The sequence below is a fragment of the Polaribacter sp. IC066 genome (genome assembly GCF_007997085.1).
Taxonomy (GTDB): domain Bacteria; phylum Bacteroidota; class Bacteroidia; order Flavobacteriales; family Flavobacteriaceae; genus Polaribacter.
In genome coordinates, this window is record NZ_VORR01000046.1 from 1 (window position 1) to 17,306 (window position 17,306).

Below are 17,306 nucleotides of genomic sequence, written 5' to 3' on the forward strand. Positions count from 1 at the left end.
TTAGAGAAAAGGTAATCGAATTCTTAGAAAGTCACTCTTGGAAAAATGAGGAATTCAAAAATATCCTAACAGATAATTTTCAAATTATTAAACCTAATTTTTCGGGATCCTATTTGTAATGAGTATATTACCTGTACTCCAACATCCAAATCCAATTGCCCAAAAATGCCTGCCCCAATACTTCTTTTTTAATTCTGGGAATTCTTGCTGAATTTTTCTAGAAGTTCTTCCTTTTAACTTTTTTACCAAGCTACTTATATCTTGAGAAGGGCGATACTCAACGTGCATATGAATATGATCTTTTGAAACTACTCCTTTCAAAATTACTACATCCATAGAGTCACAAATCTCTATCAATAGTTTTCTACATCTTTTTTGGATATCTCCTCTTAATACTCAATATCTATATTTTGTACTCCAAACAATATGAACCGTTAAGCTAGAAACTGTATGACCATTTACTCGCTGATTTGACATCAAACAAAGATAAAGTTTTTAGAAGCTAAAGCGAAATGCACTAAAGTGCATAGTTTTAACTATTTTTGGGACCAATAAAATTACATTTATCTCTAAACCTTAGAGCACCAAATATAGTCTATAAATTAGCAGTGTAAATAAATCTTAATTTAAAGCCATATTTCAAAACGAAAAATTTTTAATAAAATATACGTTTTCAGAGCTTTAAAAGATAGTAAAATTACATCTGTTTTATCTATTATACTAATCAAATTAAAAACATAAAACACTGAAAAACAGAGAACAAAAAACTTATTTTTAAAGTTTTACAATTTATTTAAGACTTTTTTACTCTATATTTATTACTTTTGTTTAACAACTAACTTTAAAATCATAAACAAAATGAGTCAAAAAAAACTAATTATCAAACATGCAATTTTAATAATGGGAATGATTGGTGCCTTTTTTCTACTTTCTAGTTTAGTAGGGTTAGAGGGAAATCCATACTTAAGATTTCTAAATTTAGGTTTTGTGCTGATTGGTATTCGCCAAGTTATAAAAGCAAATATTGAAAAAAATAAAGAGACCAACTATCTTGTAAATCTAGGTCTAGGACTGCAAACATCTGCATTAGCTGTAATTTTTTCAATCATTGGTGTTATCGGGTACATGTCATTTATAAACCCTGATTTTATAGCAATTATGAACGACTCTTTTTTGATTGGCGGTAACTTATCGTTGGCAGAAATAGTTATAACACTGGCTATAGAAGGTATGGCCTCTTGTTTCGTTGGTTCTTTTATCGTGATGCAGTTCTATAAAAACCATGATAAAGTTATAGCAACTGCATAAAACAAACTAGCTATATTTTTAAAACATAAATCCTTACTAATTTTTTCTAAATAGTAAGGATTTATGTTTTAAAAATATACGGCTTTTGTTAGTGAAAGCTTCAACAAAACAAAAACTTTTAAAATGCAATAAGTTACTTTAAACTCACCAAACTGCTTTTAATAGTTTCAATTTTGGCAATAGTATCCGCTTCTTTTTTGCGCTCTAAAGCAAGTACTTGTTCTGGAGCATTAGAAACAAAACGTTCATTAGACAACTTCTTTGAAATTCCGAATAAAAAACCTTGCGCTCTTTTTAATTCGCCTTCTAATTTTATAATTTCAGCTTCAACATCTATATTTTCAATAGAAATTGGCACAAAGTATTCATTAGATTTTACTCTAAAAGATGCACCTTCTACCTTTTCTGAAACTGCAGTTATAGTTGCTGTATTTGTTAATTTCTGAATTACATCGTCAAATTCTTTTGAGTTTTTTTCAGAATCAATAACAAACAATTCAATGGCATCTTTAAAAGCAATATTTTTATCTTTTCGGATAGATCTTATTCCCGAAATTACATCCGAAGTAAAATCAAAGTCAGCAATAATATTTGCATCATATTCTTTAATTATTGGATATTTTGCAATAATTAATGCTTCATCAGCAGTTCTATCTGCAATATATTGCCAGATTTCCTCGGTTAAAAACGGCATAAATGGATGTAACACTTTTAAATTATTTTCTAAAACTTCAATAATTGCATCAAAGGTATTTTTATCAATTGGCTTTTGATATGCTGGCTTTACAATCTCTAATAACCATGAAGAAAAATCATCATTAATCAATTTGTAAATTGCCATTAAAGCATCAGACAAACGGTATTTAGAAAAGTGATCTTCTATTTCTGCTATCGCTTTTTGAAACTTTGCTTCGTACCATTCTAAACCAATTTTAGAAGTTTTTGGTTGTGATAAACTTGCATCTACTTCCCAACCTTTTATCAAACGGAAAGCATTCCAAATTTTATTTGCAAATCCTTTTCCTTGCTGACATAAATCTTCTTCAAACATTAAATCATTACCCGCAGCAGAACTTAACAGCAATCCAACTCGTACCCCATCTGCTCCATAATCATCAATTAATTTTAAAGCATCTGGAGAATTCCCTAAAGATTTAGACATTTTTCGTCTTTGCTTATCTCTCACTAATCCTGTTAAATAAACATTCTGAAAAGGTTTTTCTCCTTTATATTCATACCCTGCCACAATCATTCTAGCCACCCAGAAAAATAAAATATCGGGTCCGGTAACTAAATCGTTTGTTGGGTAATAGTATTTAATTTCTTCGTTTTCAGGGTTTCTAATTCCGTCAAAAACACTCATTGGCCACAACCAAGAAGAAAACCATGTATCTAATGCATCTTCATCTTGTTTAAGGTCAGACGCAGACAACGAAGCATTTCCTGTTTTCTCTTTTGCTAGAACTAATGCATCTGCGCTATTTTCTGCAACGACAAAATCTTCTTTTCCGTCTCCATAGAAATACGCAGGAATTTGTTGTCCCCACCAAAGTTGACGCGAAATATTCCAATCACGAACGTTTTCCATCCAATGACGATAGGTGTTTTCGAATTTCTTCGGATATAAATTAATTGTAGCATCTTCCCCTAAAACTGCATCAATTGCAGGTTTTGCTAAATCTTTCATCTTTAGAAACCATTGATCGGACAATCTTGGCTCTATAACTGCTTTTGTTCTTTCTGATGTTCCTACTTTATTGGTATGAACTTCTGTCTTCACTAAAAACCCTTTTTCTTTTAATTCTTTGCTAATTTCTTTTCTTACTACAAAACGATCTTTGCCCTGATAATGCAATCCGAAGGAATTTAAAGAAGCATCATCATAAAAAATATCGATTACTTCTAGTTGATGTTTATCTCCTAAATTCTTATCGTTTTCATCATGCGCAGGTGTTACTTTTAAACAACCTGTTCCGAATTCTACATCTACATATTCATCCTCAATAATCGGAATAATTCTTCCGCATAAAGGCACAATTGCCTTCTTTCCCTTTAGGTGTGTAAAACGTTCATCCGTAGGATTGATGCAAATTGCCGTATCCCCAAAAATAGTTTCTGGTCTTGTTGTTGCAATTGTTAATGTATCTGTTGAACCTTCTATTTTATATTCTAAATAGTATAAATTACCTTGTCTTTCTTCGTGAATCACTTCTTCATCAGACAATGTGGTTTTCGCTTCAGGATCCCAATTGACCATTCTAAATCCGCGGTAAATCAACCCTTTGTTGTATAAATCTACAAAAACCTTAATTACAGATTCAGACATTTCTGGATCCATTGTAAAAGCAGTTCTTTCCCAATCACAAGAAGCACCTAATTTCTTTAATTGTTCTAAAATTTTGCCTCCATATTCATCTTTCCAATCAAATGCATGTTGTAAAAACTCTTCACGTGTTAAATCGCTTTTACGAATGCCTTGTTCTTTTAATTTTGCAACTACTTTTGCCTCTGTAGCAATCGATGCATGATCTGTTCCCGGAACCCAACACGCATTTTTACCCAACAAACGAGCACGTCTAATTAAAACATCTTGAATCGTATTGTTCAGCATATGCCCCATGTGCAAAACGCCTGTTACATTTGGTGGCGGAATTACGATGGTATAAGGCTCTCTTTCGTCTGGCGTTGAATGAAAATAATTATTTTTCATCCAGTAAGCATACCATTTATCTTCTACCTTACTTGCATCATATTTAGATGGAATTGTCATACTTTAGAATAATTTTTGAAATATAGTTCGCAAAAATACAAAACTCTATTTTGTGGAGAAAATTAGCTGTCGATTTTTTAAAACAAAATATTAGCGTTATTTTTACCGTATAAACAAATAATTATGAAAACTTTTGCAACTTTATTAATGATTCTTTTTATTTCTATATCAACTAATGCTCAAGAATTTAAGTTTGAAAAAGAAACAATTAATTATGGTACTATTAGCAAAAATGCCAATGGTGAAAAAGTTTTTGTATTTACCAATATTGGTAACGAACCTTTAATTAATAAAAATATACAATCTACTTGTGGTTGTACAGTGCCAAAAAAGCCAGAGAAACCAATTATGCCAGGAGAAAAAGGTGAAATTAAAGTTTCTTATGATACCAAAAGAGTTGGTGGTTTTTCTAAATCTATTACTATCTTTTCGAATGCAAAAAATGCTAGAAAAGTAATTAGAATTAAGGGTATTGTGAGCGAAGGTGTTTCTTTAGAAAAGGAGAAAAGTATGCTTTCTGATAGTTAAATCTTTTTTTCTAATCTAAATTCAAATTTCATTTTTATTCCGTCTCTTTCAATAATCATTTTTATTTTTGATTTATTTCTTGTCTGAAATTTACTCGTAATTTGCGCTATAGTGTATTCGTACACAGGTTTACCGTTTATTTTTAGTAAAATATCGTCTTTTAACAAACCTGCTTTTTCTGCGGGTGATGCACTAACAACAGTTCTAATTTTAAAAGTTGGTTTAAATTTATAAGAAAAACTTGTAATAAAACTAACCGAATTATTGGTACTTAATTTTTGTTCATACCCATCTTTCACAGCTAGTGTTTCTTTTTCTTTAACCAATTGTTTACCGCTATAAACAATCTCTAAACCACTCATATTATAATTAAATTCTTTGGTGAGCGATGCGTTTTTACGAAGCATAATTTGCCGATTAGAATAATCAAACCAAACTTTAAACCTCTTTAAAATTCCCGCACCAATACTGCCATGCCTTTCTGTAAATAATCTGGCGTGTTTTGAAGAAATTGAATCTAAAAAAGACACCGTTGGTTTTATAATCTCAAAGCTACCGAGCGTTACTTTGGGTATTCTACTTCGATTGCCGTATATAGTGCCACTTAAACCTTCGCCCAAAATATCATTAAAAAAACGAATTGGTGTTTTAATATTTTCTTTTGATCCTTCAAAAAGCCACAAAGCATCACTACCACCAGAGTCTATTAATAATTTTACTTTTGTTGTTTCATTACCAATCGTATCTAATTGCACTTTAGCTTCTAAATAAGGTTTTTTTCGATAGAATTCAATTGGGAATATTTCGCACTTTCTACACTTTTTTAAACTGTATTTTTTAGTATTATAGAAATCAATTTTTTTAGAATTGTAATTTACTTTAACTACAAAATTCTTTAAAATATTATACCCAATGATACCATGAATGGTAATGCCCATTTTACTAGACAAATCAAAATTATCTTTTAAAATAACATAAATAGTTTCAGAACTACTTCCTATATTTTTAATAGATACTATATTATTTTCAGAAATTAAAGCCGCCACGGGTTCACCTTTTCCCAGTCCGCGTAATTGAACTTTTTTAACATCCTTTAAACCAATACTATCATTTTGAGAAATATTAAAAAGAATTGTTTTACTCACGCCAGAATCTAAGATAAAGGACAGTTTTTGGTTATTAATTTCTACAGGAATAATGATTAAATTATGTATCAACCTAAAATTTACACGGTGTCTTTTTTCAGTTTGATCAAAAAAATGAAAACCCTCTTGCGCATTTACATCTTTAGACATAGCAAGATTAAGAAAGATAAGAATTAAAAGAATACTCTTCAAGATTTATGGTTTAATAACAACAATTATGAAGATACAAATTAAGATTTTGTCTTTTCTTTTTTTAATAAATTTTTAACCTTTAAAGATTCATGAATTAAAACGCAGATGTAAAAAAAAATTCGCAAATTTGTAGTTAATTTAGCTAAATAAAATTTATGCCGTCAATATCTAAAAAAGGAAACCAAATGCCAGAATCGCCAATTAGAAAATTGGTGCCTTACGCAGAAGATGCAAAAAAAAGAGGGGTTAAAGTATATCATCTAAATATTGGTCAGCCAGACATTAAAACACCACAAATTGCTTTAGATGCTGTTAAAAACAACACCATCGAAACGCTTTCTTACGAGCGTTCTGAAGGCTCTGATGAATATAGAACTAAACTTGCAAAATATTACGTAAAAAATAATATTCCTGTTACCAAAGATAATATTGTTGTAACCACTGGGGGTTCTGAAGCCTTAATGTTTACCATTGGTAGTATTACAGATCCGGGTGATGAAATGATCATTCCAGAACCATTTTATGCTAATTATAACGGATTCTCAAAAGCATCTGGCGTTACAGTTGTGCCCGTAATCTCTAAAATTGAAGATAATTTTGCTTTACCAAAAATAGAAGAGTTTGAGAAACTTATCACCAAAAAAACAAAAGCAATTTTAATTTGTAATCCAGGAAACCCCACGGGTTATTTATACTCGAAAGAAGAAATTGAAAAATTAAAGCAAATTGTTTTAAAACATGATTTGTTTTTAATTGCCGATGAAGTCTATAGAGAATTTGCGTATGATGGTTTAGAACATACTTCTGTAATGTCTTTAGAGGGTGCAGATGAAAACGCAATTGTAATCGATTCTGTTTCTAAACGTTATAGTATGTGTGGCGCAAGAATAGGTTGTATTGTTTCGAAAAATGATGCTTTTATTAAAACAGCCATCAAATTTGCACAGGCAAGATTAAGTCCGCCAACCTATGCATTAATTGCAAGTGAGGCGGCTTTAGATACGCCACAAAGTTATTTTGATGATGTAAAAGCTGAATATGTAGACAGAAGAAATACGTTAATTACCGAATTAGAAAAAATAGAAGGTGTTAAAGTTGCAAAACCGAATGGTGCTTTTTATTGCGTTGCAGAATTACCAGTTAAAGATACAGATCATTTTGCACAATGGATTCTAGAGGAATTTAACTATCATAACGAAACAGTTATGGTTGCACCCGCAAGCGGATTTTACTCAACGCCGGGCGAAGGAAAAAACCAAATAAGAATGGCATATGTATTGCATAAAAAAGACTTGATTAAATCTGTAGAAATTTTAGCTGCAGCTTTAAAACAATACAAACAATAATTTTAAACCTACAAGGTTTTGAAACGGAATCTAAAACTGCTTCGAAACCTTGTTGTATAAAATAAATGGAAATTCAACAAAACATATCGCTCAAGAATTATAATACTTTTGGTATTGATGTACTTGCAAAACGTTTTATTTCTGTTGATGGAGTTTATTCATTACAACAACTTTTAAAAATTGAAAAAGATATTTTTCTAATTTCTGGCGGAAGCAATATGTTGCTCACAAGAGCTATTGAAAACCTAGTGATACATATCGATATCAAAGGAATTTCTATTGATAAGGAAGATGATAGTACTGCATACATTACTGTAAATGCTGGCGAAAATTGGCATGATCTGGTGCTGTGGTGCGTAGCTCAAAATTATGGCGGAATCGAAAACTTGGCACTAATTCCTGGTAATGTGGGCACTTGCCCTATTCAAAATATTGGCGCTTATGGCGTAGAAGTAAAAGATACAATTACTAAAGTTGAAGCTCTTGAAATTGAAACAGGGAAGTTAGTTTCCTTTTCTAATACCGACTGTAAATTTGGGTATAGAAATTCAATTTTTAAGAATGATGTAAAAGGAAACTATATAATTACCTCCGTTGGTTTTAAACTGACAAAAAACAAGCATCAATTAAATACTTCTTATGGCGCTATTGAAACTGAATTAGCATCAAAAGACATACAAAATCCTACTTTAAAAAATATTTCTGATGCGGTAACTGCCATCAGAAAATCGAAACTTCCAGATCCTAAAAAGATAGGAAATAGTGGTAGCTTTTTTAAAAACCCTGTAATTTCTAAAAATCAGTTTTTAAAACTTCAAAAAAAACATCCAAAAATACCGAGTTATACCGTTGCAGAAAATGAAATTAAAATACCGGCAGGTTGGTTAATTGAACAAGCTGGTTTTAAAGGAAAGCGATTTGGAGACTGCGGTGTGCATGAAAAACAAGCACTTGTTTTAGTGAATTATGGCAATGCCTCTGGAAAAGAAATTTATCAATTGGCACAAAAAATTCAAAAAGCTATTTTGGATACATTTAATATTTATTTAGAAATTGAAGTGAATATTATTTAAATACAACCATTGCACAACATTTTTATACTTTGGCAAAGAATCTGGATATATATTATACCTAGTATTTCAAAAAATAATGCTTCTTATACCGTAAAAGCGAGTAAAAAATACCCGAACGAGTAAACCATATGCAATCGTGTTTTGAAAAAAAAAGATAAATATTTGTTTTTTAGATATTTAATTACTCGTGTTATTTAAGGCATATAATTTGTAAGAAATTGTTTGATTTAAATAACTTTAAAAAATGAAGAATGTGACCATCTACAACAGAATAAATATAGGATTCGCACTAACTATTGTGCTACTATTGGTTTTTGCGACGAATAGAATTGATAAAAACCATTTTAATACGGTACAAAATGCAGTAACTACTTTACACACAGATAGAGTTGTTGCCCAAGATTTTATCTTTAAAATGAATACTATTGTTTATAAAAAACAACTTCGTTTAATAGATGAAAGTCTTGTAAATAATACCTTAAATACAGAATTCTATTCGCTAATCGAAAACTTTGCTGAAACAAAACTAACGTATAAAGAAGCAGAAATTTTTAAGAGGTTACAAGAAAATTTTGAAACACTAACTGCATCAGAAAAAGAAGTCTCTAAAAGTACTTTAAATAAAAAAGCAATCATCCATAATTTAAACATCATTAAGGCAGATTTAATTAAGTTGTCAGAAATTCAGATTTCTGAAAGCAAAAATTTAACAAGTTTTGCTCAAAAATCTTTAGATACAAATAACTTAATGTCTAACTTTGAGATCGGTTTTATAATCTTTATAGGATTGTTACTCCAGTTTACTATATTTTACCGAGTAAAAAAGTCAAAAACCAACGTAATTAATGATTAAGACAGAAGCGGCCTTAAAAGAACGGATAAAAGAATTAACTTGTTTGTATGAGATTTCTTCTATAATTGGTGATGCAAGTGCTGATTTTATTGAAGATACTTTAAATAATATTTTATTTAGTTTAAAAAAGGGATTTCAATTTCCTTTAGACACAAATATGACCATTAATACAGAAATATATAATATTTCGACCACAGAAACGATCAATAAAAGTATTAGCATCAACGCAAATATCACCGTTTTTAAAGAGTTAAAAGGAACGCTTTTTGTCTGTCTTGACCCCCATAAATATACCTTAAAAGACTTCTTACACGAAGAGCAGTTATTAATAGACAATATTGCGATAAAAGTTGGTGGTTTTTTAGAGCGCGTTGCCATTCAGCAAAATGAAACTTCATTAAAACGCCAAATGGAACATGCAGATCGTTTAAGCATTGTTGGAGAAATAACCGCTGGCATAGCTCACGAATTAAACACACCTTTGGCTAATATTTTAGGATTTGCAGAACTCTTAAAAGACTCTTTAAAAGGTTCGCTAAATGAAAAAAATGGTGACATCGATAAAATTATAGACAATGCCATTTATTCTAGAGAAGTTGTAAAAAAACTAATGTTTTTTTCTTGTAAAATGCCACAAGAAATGCAACTTATAAATTTTGTACCCGTTATAAGAAATGCGATTAAGTTATTAGATGCTACCTTTAGAAAAGAAAACGTGAAGCCCATTATAAATATAAAAGGTGAAGATCTTTGGCTTAAAGCAGATTCTGTGCAAATAACTCAAATTCTTTTTAACCTTTTAATGAATGCTATTTATTTTTCTCCAAAAAATGGTTTGGTCACGATACAAGCGAGTGAAACAAAAAAGAATATCGTTTTAAAAATTTCTGACGAAGGCAAAGGATTTATAAAGGAGGACTTGCCTAAAATTTTTCAACCTTTTTTTTCAACCAAACCAATTGGTGATGGTGCTGGTTTGGGGTTAAGCGTTGTTCATGGCATTGTGTCTTCTCATAAAGGAAATATAAGTGCAAAAAATAATATTCATAAAGGTGCTGTTTTTACAGTAATACTTCCTAAAAATTAATTCGAAGAATATGCAATTACGTCAAGAAAATATTTTAGCAGTAGATGATGATATTCATATTCTAGAACTTTTACAACGCCATTTACAATCGTTTAATTATCATGTTTACAAAGCTATTTCAGTAAAAGAAGCCGTAGAAATCTTGAGAGATACGCAAATAGATTTGTTAATAACAGACTTAAAAATGCCAGAAATAGATGGCTTTGAGTTAATTAAGTTTGTTTCTGAAAATTACCCAGAAATACCTAAACTAATTGTTACAGGGTTTCCTTCTGTGCAAGATTCTTTGGCAGCTATAAAATCTGGTGTGGTAGATTATTTAACAAAACCATTTACTAAAGACGAATTAATAGTTGCTGTGGATAAATCTATCAATTCAAAAAAACAACTTGCTATAAATTCGTCAAATTCAAGTCAAAATAATAAAAGTACCTACGGAGAAATTATTGGTAATTCAGAAAAAATTAATCATGTTATTCAAATAATTGAAAAAGTAAAAAACAATAAAGCCACCGTTTTTATAAAAGGAGAAAGTGGCACAGGAAAAGAATTAGTTGCGCGCGCTATTCACTATCAAGGTAAATATTCTAGAGCTCCTTTTATTGCCGTGAACTGCGGTGGCATTCCAGAAAATTTAATAGAAGCAGAATTATTTGGCTATACAAAAGGAGCATTTACGGGCGCAGATAAAGTAAGGGAAGGCTATTTTCAAGCTGCAAACGGAGGTACTATTTTTTTAGATGAAATTGGCAATGCTCCCAGATCTGTACAATCTAGATTATTACGAGTTTTACAGGAAAAAGAAGTTGTAAAAGTTGGTGCTCAAAAACCAGAAAAAATTGATGTAAGAATTGTAACGGCAACCAATAGCAATCTTCGAGAAATGATTAAAAACGATACGTTTAGAGAAGATTTATATTACAGACTTACCGTGGTAGAAATTGATGTAGCACCTTTAAGAGATCGAAAAGAAGACATTCCGTTATTGGTAGAAAAATTTCTTCACAAATATGGCATCGAATACAAAGACCGTTTTATAAAAATAGCCCCAGAAGCCTCTAAAGTTTTAGAACGTTACCATTGGCCAGGTAACATTAGAGAGTTAGAGAATGTTATTCAAAGAGCCGTAATTATGTGCGATAAAGTAATAGAGATAAAACACCTTCCTGATACTTTAAAATTTAATATCGATTTCCCTAATGATGAATTAGTTTCTCTAAAAGAAATAGAAAAACGTCACGTCATCAAAATTTTAAATGCGACCAATAATAATAAAACAAAAGCCGCAGAGATTTTAGGAATTACACGCAAAACATTGCGCCAAAAATTAGAAAATTAAGTTGTTACATTTAAATCCAATCTGCTAAAATTAGAAAATTAAGTTGTTATTCTTTATGCTTATAGAATATAGAATTTATAAACTCATAAAAACGATACATCAAAAATAGACGCTCTTGAATATACCTTTTCTCTTTTTAAACATTACAGAGTTGAAATTAGTTTTTTTGTAGAATCATTTTTTTTTGTATTGCAAATTAAAATTAATTTTATTTTTTTTAAAAAATCATCTTTACAAAACATGTAAATTAAAAATACTTGATACTTTGCTTTATCTCTAAAATCATTCGTTAAATTAATTTCTTATTCTATGTTGAAATCTCACAATATTCTCTTTTGGACAAGCGGATTTGCTCTAGGTCTAATGGTTTACGCCTATTTTTCTTGTCCCACTGGGAAGTGGCTATGCCAACCATGCTGTTAATTTCAGTTTTTATCGGAGTAAAAGGGTACAAGAAAAAGAAATCGCTAGAAAATCCCTGATTAGGCCTAGCTGAAATTTGATATGTAAATACTCCGTTTTCTTCATGTAGATTTCAAATTGTAGATGCGTCTTAACCTTGACTAATTTTAAAGTAAAAGTTTTGCTCTTTAGATACCTGCAAAATTTTAATAGTTAACCATTCGTTTCGCTAATTCTATGGTCTCTAAATCTCCAGTATGCTTCTCTTTTACATCACTTAATTTTACTACGTGTCTATCATTTATAGAAACCATCTTAATTACGATATTCAAAGCCTTTATGCCTAAGTCATTTGTTAAATGTGTACCGATTCCAAAAGAACACTTAATTCCAATATTTTTGCAGTATTTTTTTAATTCTATGGCTAAGTCTACATTAAGTCCGTCAGAAAATACTATTGTTTTAGAGGTTGGGTCAATTCCAAGGTGTTTATAATGAGCTACAATTTTTTCCGTAAACTGAAATGGGTTTCCAGAATCATGCCGAACACCGTCGTATAATTTTGCATAAAACGTATTAAAATCTTTAAGAAAAGCATCAAGACCAAAAGTGTCTGTAAGGGCTATGCCAAGTTCGCCTTGATATACTTTAACCCAATCATCCATCATATTTTTATTAGCATAACTATATCCTTTTAGAGCAGCAATTCCGCTAATCCACTCATGAGCGTGAGTTCCTATTGGTTTGATATCTGTTACCATTGCAATATGAACATTGGAAGTTCCTACCATAAAATGAGTGTCATTATCAAAAACTGAAAGTAAATCTTGCACTACTTCCAAATGATTGGCGTAAGAGTATCTTCTTCGGGTTCCAAAATCAGCAACCTTAACATCATTTTTATAAAACTTGGTACCCTTCTCAATATTGTTTTTTAATCTTTTTTCACGACTATGTATTGGCTCGCCCGTAATTTGAAAATAAAGTTCTGAAACTATTGCCAAAAGAGGTACTTCCCACAGAATTGTTTTATACCAGTAGCCTGTAATCGTTAAAGTAAGTTCTCCGCCGTTTTGGGTAATTTCTATTTCAGACGAATCATAACGATATGATTTTAGCAAGTCGATGTATGTAGGTTTTAAATATCCTCCGCACTTTTTTGTAAGGAAGTTAGCTTCTGATTTTTGCAAAGATAATGATTCCATCTTTTTAAGTTCCTGTCGAAGTTTAAAGTCAAATCCATCAGGAAATGCTGTTTTTCCCCTGTTGATGAAATCGTACGTAACATATTCTCTTTGGAATAATTCAACAACGGCCTGTTGTTGCGTGAATTTATATAAGTCATTATCTAGTATAGATTTTATAATTCCTACTTCTTGATTCATGTATTTATATTTTGATGATACACAAATATAACAAATATGTTGCAAAATAGTGGGCATTGAGGTGTTGATGCTGGGTTAATAATGTTTGGTTTAAAGAAACACCAACTTCCATTACTTTTTTAAAGTTTATTTAAAAACAATGCCGGTGGCATGGGCTTTCTATTTAATAAGAGTAATAAAAAAGCCATTCTTATTCATTCTTGTCGGATAAAAGACCCAAGATTACTTCGCTATTTTTCAAAATTGAGTTGCACTAAATAAATTATGTATCTCGAATAATGAAATTAAAAAATAAAAAAATTACTGTTTAACAACTTTTAAAGTCTGCGTTTTTAATGCAGATTTTAATTTTAAATAATAAATTCCGCTACTTAAAGAAGCAGTCGATATGGTGTTATTTTTATCTAAAACAACAGGAATTAATTTCCCATTGATATCATATAAATTAATTGCCGTTATTTTTTCTAAAGCCTCTATTTGAATGCTTTCCCAAAACGGATTTGGATACACTTTTGCCACAAAACCTACATTATCTTCAATAGCTAAAGTACCACATTGTGGGTTTGTTCCTGATACTCTTGCAAATATTCCGTTGCTCACAGACCAATTTTGCCAAACGCCACCGCTTCCCGTTTCCCAATTATTTAAATCAAAATAGTTTACACCACTTTCTGTTCCGGGAACTTTATATACTTTTACGGCTTCTCCTCCTCTATTCCAATCTAAAACATTGCCCGCTGAAATAGTTTCAGGCGCATAATTTGTAGTACAATTTACTTGCAAGAAATATGCATATTCGTCATATTTTGGGTGTTCTCCGTATACATATGCTTTGCCATCTTCGCCAACACAAATTGCGGTATATTCATTCGCAGCAATACCAAAACCACGTTTATTATTGTCTTTTACAAAACGTGCTAAAAAAACAGTATGTCTTCCGTTTTGATCGCGTTCATCATAATGTGTATCGGTAATTACATCTTCCATAAATGGGATTTTCAAAAAATCATCATGCCCCAAAGTAACTCTTGGATGATAAGGATTTCCCTGCGCCACCGCGCTTGTAACGGTTCCGTTTTCCGCAGAAAAATAAGAGCTTCCTAAAATTGCCATTCCTGCACTTGTTCCGCCAATAACACCTTTTTTAGAGTTAATAAAATCATTTAACGCAGTTTCCATTTCATTGTCTTTAAAAAAACGTACATAATCATACTGATCTCCGCCAGCAAACCAAATTGCTTCGGCATCTGCTATTTTTTCTAACACATACGAATCTGTTGCTCCCGCAACATTGTTAATTACAAAAGTGGTTACAGAATTTATGGTTACGCCTAAATCTGAATAAAAATAATCGTTATATCCATCACTTCCAGAAGCTCTTAACACCACAACATCTCCACCATCAGTCTGATTTAAAAACCATTTCATAGCATCGCTTTGCTCTGTTCTTCCACCCATTAAGCAAACACCAGCTTTATGATTTGTTTTTACGTCTTTAGAACTTCCTGTTTGGTATTCAACATAATTTTGAGAAAAAGAAAGTTGAACTATAAATAATAGTAGTAAAGTAATTTTTTTCATTATGATTTAATTTTTGAGATATGAATCAAAATTTATAAGACTAATTAGGTTTCAAATGCGCTCAACTAAACATACGTTAATAAATTTTTAACCTAATTTATTTTTTAGCCTTTAATAATCGGTACATTAAAACTGCTGTAATTTTCGCTTTTTGTGCAACCGAGTTTAAATTTCCTGTTTCGTTTATAGTGTGATCTCCAGAACCACCCGTTAAACCTAAACCATCAATTGCCATAGCTACATAACCAGAAGTAAAAGAAATGTCTGCAGCACCTGCATTTCTAGGATTTACAGCTTCAACTTTGCCAAAACCTAAATCTTGACTCACCAAATTATACTGTTCTAATAACGCTAGATTTCCTTTTGTTTTCGCCAAAGGCGGATATGCTCCTTTTCCAAAAACAATTTTTGCAGTTGTATTCGGATAGTTATTGTTGATGATTTTCAGCATCGTTTCTTTTGCTTTTTCTAATTGCTTTGGAGAAACTGCTCTTAAATCACCATGAACAACAGCCGTTTGAGCCACTACATTATTTTTACCAAAAGTTGTTCCGCCAGTTTCATCTGCATCAATTTCTAAACTAGTACCGCCTAAAATAAAGCCAGGATTAAAGGTTAAATCTTTTTCGTTTGATAGTTGAAGATAAAACTCATTTAAAATTCTTGATGTTTCATAAATGGCTCCTGCTCCTATATCTTTCGTAAATATTTGTGAGGAGTGTGCTGGGTTTCCTGTGACGGTAAGTTTCCAACCTGCAGAACCTCTTCTAGAAACCACAATGGTTTCTGTTCTATTATCTCCGTTTTCAAAACCTAAAGCAATGTCTGCTCTTTTAGCGGCATCTATTAAATCTTTCTTTGACAATTCAATGGGATCTCCGCTTTTTTCCTCATCACCTGTCATAATAATTTCAATGGATGCGTCCTCTAAAAGTCCAGCTTCTTTTAAAGCTTTCATTGCTAAAATAATAATTACATCGCCACCTTTCATATCTGCAACACCGGGTCCTTTCATAATAGAATCATTTACCATGGTGTATTCTTGCAACGGACTATCTTCTTCAAAAACAGTATCTAAATGGCCAATCATTAAAATTTTTGGCCCTTTATTATTTCCTTTATGAATTGCAATTAAATGTCCTGCTCTATTATAGGATTTGCCAGAAGTTAATTTGGTTTCAAAACCCAAGGCATCTAATTCCGTTTTAAAAAGTTCACCAACTTTAATAACACCTTTAAAATTCATTGTTCCGCTATTGATATTTATGGCTTTTTTTAGCAATACAATAGCTTCATCTATATTTTTATCTACCGATTTAACAAGTCGTTTTTCTGTGCGGTTTTGTTGAGAAAAAACAAGCGTTGAAAAACATAAGAATAGTAAAAAAGATATTTTTTTAAATGTGAACATAAAAAGTTTTTAGTTTAGTGTAAAAGTTTCTCCTGCAAGATAAATATCTAAAGTGATGCCATGCGCGCCTAATTTATCTTGATACAAGTTTTTCGATTTCTTCGGGTTTTTAAATACAATTACTTGGTATTCGCCAACAATTTCAGCGTTATTTCCTTGTATTAAAATTGCCGTAGATTCGTCAATACCAATTCCTGTTGTTTCTGGATGCTCAATAACAGCACTTAACAATCTGTTATAACGACTTCTTTTTACAAAATGTTGGTCAATTATAACATTATCAATCATGCCTAAACCTGATTTAATTTCGATATTTTCTGATTGTAAATTTCTAAATGTTGATGAATACTCAAGGTTTTTTAATTCTGTTCCTGTAATCATCATTTTACTCATTACGGCAGCACCAGCACTTGTTCCTGCAATTAAACTTCCGTTTTTATAGGCTTCGTGAATGGCTTTTTCTATTTCGGTATTTTGAACAACCTCCATAAATCGATTTTGATCGCCGCCAGAAATATAAATCATGCTTGCGTTCTTAAGAGAATCAATTTTATCCGAAGAAAATTTTTCGCCTTTTATAAAATGCAATGCATGCACATTTGCAATATTCTTAATTAAAAATTGCTTTTTCGCATAATATGCAGAAGTATCTGGCTCGCTACTAGACATTGGTAAAATTATACCATATCCTGTTTTATCAATTCCAGATTCAGAAATAATTCTATCAATCATAGCCGAAGGTCTTGAACCTCCGCCTATGATAAATAGTTTTCCTTTTGATTCTTGTTCTTGCTTTTGTTCTTGCTTTTTGGGCGCATTACAAGATGTGAAAAATTGAAATGCAACAACGAAGCTTAAAAATATAAAGGTTTCTTTTTTTAACATT

13 protein-coding genes and 1 pseudogene are annotated in these 17,306 nt (G+C 31.2%); 7 read left to right on the plus strand and 7 right to left on the minus strand.

The annotated features are described in order from the left end of the window. Nucleotides 1-123 precede the first annotated feature (123 nt). A pseudogene (gene tnpA / locus ES044_RS14080) lies at nucleotides 124-477 on the minus strand (IS200/IS605 family transposase); the annotation flags it as partial. Between the two features lie 381 nt (nucleotides 478-858). Between tnpA and ES044_RS14085 the strand changes: the two are divergent. After that, nucleotides 859-1,308: a hypothetical protein gene (locus ES044_RS14085; RefSeq protein ID WP_147119975.1), complete on the plus strand. Its 450-nt coding sequence runs from the start codon at nucleotides 859-861 to the stop codon at nucleotides 1,306-1,308. A gap of 133 nt (nucleotides 1,309-1,441) precedes the next feature. Here the strand turns inward: ES044_RS14085 and ES044_RS14090 are convergent, their stop codons facing one another. Continuing rightward, a complete protein-coding gene (locus tag ES044_RS14090; protein WP_147187317.1) occupies nucleotides 1,442-4,078 on the minus strand; it encodes a valine--tRNA ligase in 2,637 nt (878 codons plus the stop codon). A gap of 123 nt (nucleotides 4,079-4,201) precedes the next feature. On the opposite strand from ES044_RS14090, the gene ES044_RS14095 reads away from it, so the two are divergent. Beyond that, nucleotides 4,202-4,606, plus strand: coding sequence for a DUF1573 domain-containing protein (locus ES044_RS14095; protein WP_147119977.1), 405 nt, complete (start codon nucleotides 4,202-4,204; stop codon nucleotides 4,604-4,606). Here the strand turns inward: ES044_RS14095 and ES044_RS14100 are convergent. Beyond that, entirely contained in the window at nucleotides 4,603-5,901 is a 1,299-nt protein-coding gene (locus ES044_RS14100; RefSeq protein ID WP_147119978.1) for an aspartyl protease family protein, read from the minus strand. The two genes, ES044_RS14095 and ES044_RS14100, sit on opposite strands and share 4 nt — an antisense overlap. A 197-nt stretch (nucleotides 5,902-6,098) precedes the next feature. On the opposite strand from ES044_RS14100, the gene ES044_RS14105 reads away from it, so the two are divergent. The 5 genes from ES044_RS14105 (at nucleotide 6,099) to ES044_RS14125 (ending at nucleotide 11,641) form a co-directional block, all read left to right on the plus strand. Then, nucleotides 6,099-7,289, plus strand: a complete 1,191-nt coding sequence (locus tag ES044_RS14105; RefSeq protein WP_147119979.1) for a pyridoxal phosphate-dependent aminotransferase — start codon at nucleotides 6,099-6,101, stop codon at nucleotides 7,287-7,289. A gap of 65 nt (nucleotides 7,290-7,354) precedes the next feature. Then, complete coding sequence (gene murB, locus ES044_RS14110) at nucleotides 7,355-8,362, plus strand: UDP-N-acetylmuramate dehydrogenase (RefSeq protein WP_147119980.1); 1,008 nt, start codon at nucleotides 7,355-7,357, stop codon at nucleotides 8,360-8,362. Between the two features lie 244 nt (nucleotides 8,363-8,606). Continuing rightward, entirely contained in the window at nucleotides 8,607-9,215 is a 609-nt protein-coding gene (locus ES044_RS14115) for a hypothetical protein (RefSeq protein WP_147119981.1), read from the plus strand. Beyond that, nucleotides 9,208-10,302 carry a sensor histidine kinase gene (locus ES044_RS14120; protein ID WP_147119982.1) on the plus strand — a complete coding sequence of 365 codons (1,095 nt, stop codon included), beginning with the start codon at nucleotides 9,208-9,210 and terminating at the stop codon, nucleotides 10,300-10,302. Before ES044_RS14115 ends, ES044_RS14120 begins: the two co-directional genes overlap by 8 nt. Before the next feature lie 10 nt (nucleotides 10,303-10,312). After that, nucleotides 10,313-11,641, plus strand: a complete 1,329-nt coding sequence (locus ES044_RS14125; protein ID WP_147119983.1) for a sigma-54-dependent transcriptional regulator — start codon at nucleotides 10,313-10,315, stop codon at nucleotides 11,639-11,641. Nucleotides 11,642-12,249: 608 nt separating this feature from the next. On the opposite strand, the gene pncB is transcribed toward ES044_RS14125, so the two are convergent. The 4 genes from pncB to ES044_RS14145 form a co-directional block, all read right to left on the minus strand. Next, nucleotides 12,250-13,428: a nicotinate phosphoribosyltransferase gene (gene pncB, locus ES044_RS14130; protein WP_147119984.1), complete on the minus strand. Its 1,179-nt coding sequence runs from the start codon at nucleotides 13,426-13,428 to the stop codon at nucleotides 12,250-12,252. A 300-nt stretch (nucleotides 13,429-13,728) separates the two neighbouring features. Next, nucleotides 13,729-15,009, minus strand: coding sequence for a T9SS type A sorting domain-containing protein (locus ES044_RS14135; protein WP_223269215.1), 1,281 nt, complete (start codon nucleotides 15,007-15,009; stop codon nucleotides 13,729-13,731). Between the two features lie 97 nt (nucleotides 15,010-15,106). Beyond that, nucleotides 15,107-16,420 (minus strand): M20/M25/M40 family metallo-hydrolase, encoded by a 1,314-nt coding sequence (locus ES044_RS14140; protein WP_147119986.1) that lies wholly within the window; start codon nucleotides 16,418-16,420, stop codon nucleotides 15,107-15,109. A gap of 9 nt (nucleotides 16,421-16,429) precedes the next feature. Then, entirely contained in the window at nucleotides 16,430-17,305 is an 876-nt protein-coding gene (locus ES044_RS14145) for a cyanophycinase (RefSeq protein ID WP_223269216.1), read from the minus strand. Nucleotide 17,306 lies beyond the last annotated feature (1 nt).

Coding starts and splice junctions, on each gene's coding strand:
- ES044_RS14135 (WP_223269215.1), bottom strand. CDS start 15,009: ATGAAAAAAATTACTTTACTACTATTATTTATAGTTCAACTTTCTTTT.
- ES044_RS14120 (WP_147119982.1), top strand. CDS start 9,208: ATGATTAAGACAGAAGCGGCCTTAAAAGAACGGATAAAAGAATTAACT.
- ES044_RS14105 (WP_147119979.1), top strand. CDS start 6,099: ATGCCGTCAATATCTAAAAAAGGAAACCAAATGCCAGAATCGCCAATT.
- pncB (WP_147119984.1), bottom strand. CDS start 13,428: ATGAATCAAGAAGTAGGAATTATAAAATCTATACTAGATAATGACTTA.
- ES044_RS14125 (WP_147119983.1), top strand. CDS start 10,313: ATGCAATTACGTCAAGAAAATATTTTAGCAGTAGATGATGATATTCAT.
- ES044_RS14095 (WP_147119977.1), top strand. CDS start 4,202: ATGAAAACTTTTGCAACTTTATTAATGATTCTTTTTATTTCTATATCA.
- ES044_RS14145 (WP_223269216.1), bottom strand. CDS start 17,305: ATGTTAAAAAAAGAAACCTTTATATTTTTAAGCTTCGTTGTTGCATTT.
- ES044_RS14100 (WP_147119978.1), bottom strand. CDS start 5,901: ATGTCTAAAGATGTAAATGCGCAAGAGGGTTTTCATTTTTTTGATCAA.
- ES044_RS14090 (WP_147187317.1), bottom strand. CDS start 4,078: ATGACAATTCCATCTAAATATGATGCAAGTAAGGTAGAAGATAAATGG.
- ES044_RS14115 (WP_147119981.1), top strand. CDS start 8,607: ATGAAGAATGTGACCATCTACAACAGAATAAATATAGGATTCGCACTA.
- murB (WP_147119980.1), top strand. CDS start 7,355: ATGGAAATTCAACAAAACATATCGCTCAAGAATTATAATACTTTTGGT.
- ES044_RS14140 (WP_147119986.1), bottom strand. CDS start 16,420: ATGTTCACATTTAAAAAAATATCTTTTTTACTATTCTTATGTTTTTCA.
- ES044_RS14085 (WP_147119975.1), top strand. CDS start 859: ATGAGTCAAAAAAAACTAATTATCAAACATGCAATTTTAATAATGGGA.